Origin of the sequence: Kitasatospora sp. NPDC059827, assembly GCF_042731675.1 — a bacterium.
Lineage (GTDB): Bacteria > Actinomycetota > Actinomycetes > Streptomycetales > Streptomycetaceae > Kitasatospora.
Window position 1 is genome coordinate 1 of record NZ_JBHWIV010000166.1, and the last position, 5,116, is coordinate 5,116.

Sequence of the window (5,116 nt, forward strand, 5' to 3'; positions counted from 1 at the left end):
GCGCGCGCCCGCCGCCCCACGCCCCGCCGCCCCCCCCCCCCCGCCCCACCCCGCGCCCGCCGCCCGCCCCCCCCGGGTGGCGGGGGTGCGGGCCCTCGGCCGTACGGTGCGGGCGACCGGCGGGAGCGGCTACTTGGCCGGCTCCTCCTCCTCGTCGTCGACCGGCGCCTTGATCGGCGGCGGCGCCTTGAGCAGGATCTGCCAGGTGACGTACATCGCCAGCAGCAGCGGCGGGATCCCGAGGGCGACCTTCAACCAGCCGAGCAGGTTGACGTTGTGGGTGAAGTACAGCGGGAAGAGGATCACCGGCTTGAGGCCCATGATCACCACCCAGGCCCAGGTCGCCTTGGTGTAGGCGGCGAGCCGGCCCGGGTTCTCCTTGCGCCAGGTGAACATCTCGCCGGTGATCGGGCCGAGCATCACCCCGATCATCGGCCAGCGCACCACGGCGGAGACCGCGAGGGCGGTGCAGTAGCCGACGCTCCAGAGCAGGCCGGGCAGGTAGAAGTCCTCGGCCTTGCCGCTCTTCATCGCGATCCAGGCGCCGAGGGCGACGCCGAACACGCCGCTGAAGGCGTGCTGGATGGTCTCCCGCCGGGCCAGCCGCGCCACCACGAACAGGGCGCTGAGCCCGAGCGCGGCCCAGGCGGCGGCGCTGACCTGGTGGGTGAGGTTGTAGGTGACGATGAAGACCAGGCCGGGCAGCGTCATGTCGATCATGCCGCGCACGCCGCCGAAGGCCTGCAGGATCGTGTCGGCGGCCTCCTTGGAGGCGGCCTTGCGGGCGGCCTCGGCGGCCGCCGGGTCGAGGGGCCGCTCGGCGGCCCGCGCGGTGCCTTCGATCGACCGGGCCAGTCCGTCCGCGGCCTCGGCGGCGGCGGCGTCCTGCCAGGCCGCCACGTCGGCGGCGTCCAGGTCGATCCGGGCGGCGGCGTCTCCGCCGGGGTGGTTGCTCACGCTCATTCGCTCCCGTGTCCGACCGGACGCAGTTCGTAGCGGGGGTTGAACAGCACGCGGCGCCCGCGTGCGTGACTGATCCGGCCGCTGGCGACGAGCCGACGGCCCGGTTCTATGCCCGCGATCGAGCGGCGACCCAGCCAGACGACCTCCAGTGCCTCGGTGCCGTCGAAGAGCTCGGCCTCCAGGGCCGGCACCCCGGCCCGCGGGCGGAGCGTCACCGTGCGCAGCGTGCCCGCGACGGTGACCAGCTGCCGGTCGGCGCAGCCGGCGATCGGCGTGCAGCCGGACTCGGCGGCGATCTCCTGGCGCAGGTCCTCGGCGTCCAGTTCCTCGGCCGAGGTGGTCAGCCGACTGAGCATGCGGCGGAATCGCCCCGGCGGCTGGCCACTGCTGTTGTCACCACTCATGTCGGCAGGGTACCGGTTTCGGTGCCCCCGGCGGCAGGCGTCGCCCCCGCCGGGAGGCTGCCGAGGGGCCGCCGGGGAGCCGCCGGTCAGCTCTCGAAGCGGTAGCCCATGCCCGGTTCGGTGATGAAGTGGCGCGGGTGCGAAGGGTCGCGTTCCAGCTTGCGGCGCAGCTGGGCGAGGTAGACCCGCAGGTAGTTGGTCTCGGTGCGGTAGGCCGGGCCCCACACCTCCTGGAGCAGCTGGGTCTGGCTGACCAGCCGGCCGGCGTTGCGGACCAGGACCTCCAGGAGGTGCCATTCGGTGGGCGTGAGGCGTACGTCGGTGCCGTCCCGGTTGACCTTCTTGGCGGCGAGGTCGACGGTGAAGCTCTCGGTGACGACCAGCGAGTCGTCCTCCCCGGCGACCGGCTCGGCCCGGCGCACGGCGGCCCGCATCCGGGCGAGCAGTTCGTCCATCCCGAAGGGCTTGGTCACGTAGTCGTCGGCGCCGGCGTCCAGGGCCTCGACCTTCTCGTCGGAGGCGTGCCGGGCCGACAGCACGATGATCGGCACCCGGGTCCAGCCGCGCAGGCCGCGGATCACCTCGACGCCGTCCATGTCGGGCAGGCCCAGGTCGAGGACGACGACGTCGGGATGGCGGGCGGCGGCCAGTTCCAGCGCGCTCGCCCCGTCATGGGCCGCGTCGACCTCGTACTTGCGGGCCTTGAGGTTGATCACCAGTGCGCGGACGATCTGCGGTTCGTCGTCCACGACGAGGACCCGGGTCATTTACGGACTCCGCCTTTCGGGCTGTCGGATCTTACGGACTGTTGTCTCGGCTGTGCGTACGGCGTGGTTCCGCCGGGTCTCAGGTGATCAGTTCGGAGAGCGGGTCGTGGCCCTCGCCGCCCGGCGTGTCCGGGCCGGGCCGCTCCGGCGGCCGTTCCACGGCGGGCAGGCTGACGACCATGGTGAGGCCGCCGCCGGGGGTGTCCTCGGCGGTGACGGTACCGTCCATGGCCTCGACGAACCCGCGCGCCACCGCGAGACCGAGGCCGACCCCGGCGCCGCGCGGCGCGTCCCCGTAGCGCTGGAAGGGGGCGAAGATCCGCTCCTTGGCGTCCTCGGGGACGCCCGGTCCGCGGTCCACGATCCGCAGCTCGACCCGACCCGGCCGGCCCGGCGGTTGCAGGGCGTCGGCCTTGACCAGCACCTTGACGCCCTCCGGGCTGTACTTGACGGCGTTCTCGACCAGGTTGGCCAGCGAGCGCTCCAGCAGTCCGCCGTCGGCACGGATCATCGGCAGCGTCTCCGGCACGTCCAGGCGTACCGACTCCGGCGGGACGCCGCCGAGCGCGTAGGGCACCACCTCGTCCAGGTCGGTCTCCTGGATCAGCGGGGTGACGGTGCCGGTCTGGAGCCGGCTCATGTCCAGCAGGTTGTTGATCAGGTGGTCGAGGCGGTCGGCCCCGGCCTCGATGCCGGCCAGCAGTTCGGCCTCGTCCTCCGGGTCCCACTGCACGTCGGCCGAGCGCAGCGAGGTCACCGAGGCCTTGATGCCCGCCAGCGGGGTGCGCAGGTCGTGCGAGACGGCGGCCAGCAGGGCGGTGCGGATCCGGTTGCCCTCGGCCTCGCGGCGGGCCGCGGCGGCCTCCCGGGCCAGCCGGCGGCGCTCCAGCACCACGGCGGCCTGGGCGGCGAACGCGCCCAGCAGGCGGCGGTCGGTCCCGGGCAGCACCCGGCCGCGCAGCACCAGGGCCAGGCTCTCCCCGACCGGGACGTCCACGTCGGCCTCCTCGGGGCGCCCGGGCGGGCGCGGCCCGGCGGTGGCGACCGGCACCCAGCCGCCGGTCGGCTCCGGGCGCTCCAGCAGCGCGGCGCTCTCCTGCCCGAAGGTCTCCCGGACCTGCTCCATCAGCGCGGTCAGCACGCCGTCCCCGTTGGGGGCGCCGCGCAGCACCGTGCCGGCCAGCGCGCTGAGCGTCTGCGCCTCGGCCTGGGCGCGGGCCGCCTGGTGGGTGCGCCGGGCCGCCAGGTCCACCACGGAGGCGACCGAGCAGCCGACGATGGTGAATATCGCCACCGCCATGATGTTCTGCGGCTCGTTGATCGAGAAGGTGTGCAGCGGAGGGGTGAAGTAGAAGTTCAGCACCGAGGAGCCGACCAGCGCCGAGCCGATGGACGGCAGCAGCCCGCCGACCAGTGCCGCGCACACCGTCAGCGACAGGAACAGCAGCATGTCGGTGGACAGGCCCAGCCCGCCGATGGTGGTCAGCACCAGCGCCAGCACCGGCGGGCCGACCAGCCCGACCAGCCAGCCGGCGATGGTCCTGGTCCGGCCCAGGTCGGTGATCCGCCGCACGGGTATCTTGTTGCGCCGCCCGTGCCCGGCGTGCTCGTGGGTGACCATGTGGACGTCGATGTCCCCGGCCTTCTGGGTGACCAGGGTGCCGACGCCGGGCCCGTACAGGTACTGCCAGCCGGGGCGGCGGCTGGTACCCAGCACGATCTGGGTGGCGTTCACCCCCCGGGCGAAGTCCAGCAGCCCCCCGGCCGGGTCGTCGCCGAGCACGTTGTGGAAGGAGCCGCCGAGGCTCTCCACCAGCGCGCGCTGCTCGATCAGCGTCTGCGGGGAGCCGGTGCCGGCCAGCCCGTCGGACCGGGAGATGTGGACGGCCAGCAGCTCGCCGCCGGAGACCCGGGCCGCGATCCGGGCGGCCCGGCGGATCAGTGTCGCCCCCTCGGGACCGCCGGTCAGGCCGACCACGATCCGCTCCCGGGCCTGCCAGGTGCCGACGATCCCCTGCTCGGCGCGGTACTTCTGCAGGTACTCGTCGACCCGGTCCGCGGTCCACAGCAGCGCCAGCTCGCGCAGCGCGGTCAGGTTGCCCGGCCGGAAGTAGTTGGCGAGCGCGGCGTCGATCTTCTCCGGCATGTACACGTTGCCGTGCGCCAGCCGCCGCCGCAGCGCCTGCGGGGACATGTCCACCAGCTCGATCTGGTCCGCCCGGCGGACCACCTCGTCCGGGACGGTCTCGCGCTGGCGTACCCCGGTGATGCCCTCGACGGCGTCGCCGAGCGACTCCAGGTGCTGGACGTTCACGGTGGAGATCACGTCGATCCCGGCCGCGAGCAGCTCCTCGACGTCCTGCCAGCGCTTCTCGTTGCGGCAGCCGGGCACGTTGGTGTGGGCCAGCTCGTCCACCAGCGCCACCTCCGGGCGGCGGGCCAGCACGGCGTCCAGGTCCATCTCGGAGAACCGGGCGCCCCGGTGCACCACCTGCTGCCGGAGCACGACCTCCAGCCCGGCCACCAGGTCCGCGGTCCGTCGCCGGCCGTGGTCCTCCACGAACGCCACCACGACGTCCGTGCCACGCTCCTGCCGCCGGTGTGCCTCGGCGAGCATGGCGTACGTCTTGCCGACCCCGGGGGCCGCCCCGAGGTAGATGCGCAGCCTGCCTCGTCCCATGAGCACCATTCTTGATCCGGCTCTGCCCGGGAGCCACCCCCGGACACCTGTTCCCCCTGCCTTCGAGACTACGGCGTGGGCAGCGGTATTCCGCTGATCAGTCCACTGATCATGCGGTTTTAGCGGCATATTGACGGAGGAGCAGCCACTCGGCGGGGGTCGGTCGAGGGCCGCCCGGGGCAGCCCCGTCCGCTTTCCGCCTGTTGCCCCGGAAATGCGAAAAGGCCCACCCGGTCACCCGGGTGGGCCTTTTCTGAATGATTGTTCGGCGGCGTCCTACTCTCCCACAGGGTCCCCCCTGC

The 5,116-nt window shown here is 73.3% G+C and carries 4 protein-coding genes; all 4 read right to left on the bottom strand.

Translation table 11 applies throughout. The annotated features are described in order from the left end of the window. Nucleotides 1-129: 129 nt before the first annotated feature. The gene (locus ACFV8H_RS41105; protein ID WP_380409862.1) at nt 130-957 is read right to left on the bottom strand and encodes a DUF3159 domain-containing protein; all 828 of its coding nucleotides are present in this window, start codon (nt 955-957) and stop codon (nt 130-132) included. Between the two features lie 2 nt (nt 958-959). Continuing rightward, the gene (locus ACFV8H_RS41110) at nt 960-1,367 is read right to left on the bottom strand and encodes an OB-fold nucleic acid binding domain-containing protein (RefSeq protein WP_360245819.1); all 408 of its coding nucleotides are present in this window, start codon (nt 1,365-1,367) and stop codon (nt 960-962) included. An 86-nt stretch (nt 1,368-1,453) separates the two neighbouring features. Beyond that, nucleotides 1,454-2,134, bottom strand: a complete 681-nt coding sequence (locus ACFV8H_RS41115) for a response regulator (RefSeq protein WP_033351413.1) — start codon at nt 2,132-2,134, stop codon at nt 1,454-1,456. 79 nt (nt 2,135-2,213) lie between these two features. Further along, entirely contained in the window at nt 2,214-4,814 is a 2,601-nt protein-coding gene (locus ACFV8H_RS41120) for an ATP-binding protein (RefSeq protein ID WP_380409864.1), read from the bottom strand. Between the last annotated feature and the right edge of the window lie 302 nt (nt 4,815-5,116).

Excerpts from the sequence above, each read along its gene's own strand:
- ACFV8H_RS41110 (WP_360245819.1), bottom strand. The coding sequence starts at position 1,367 with ATGAGTGGTGACAACAGCAGTGGCCAGCCGCCGGGGCGATTCCGCCGC.
- ACFV8H_RS41115 (WP_033351413.1), bottom strand. The coding sequence starts at position 2,134 with ATGACCCGGGTCCTCGTCGTGGACGACGAACCGCAGATCGTCCGCGCA.
- ACFV8H_RS41120 (WP_380409864.1), bottom strand. The coding sequence starts at position 4,814 with ATGGGACGAGGCAGGCTGCGCATCTACCTCGGGGCGGCCCCCGGGGTC.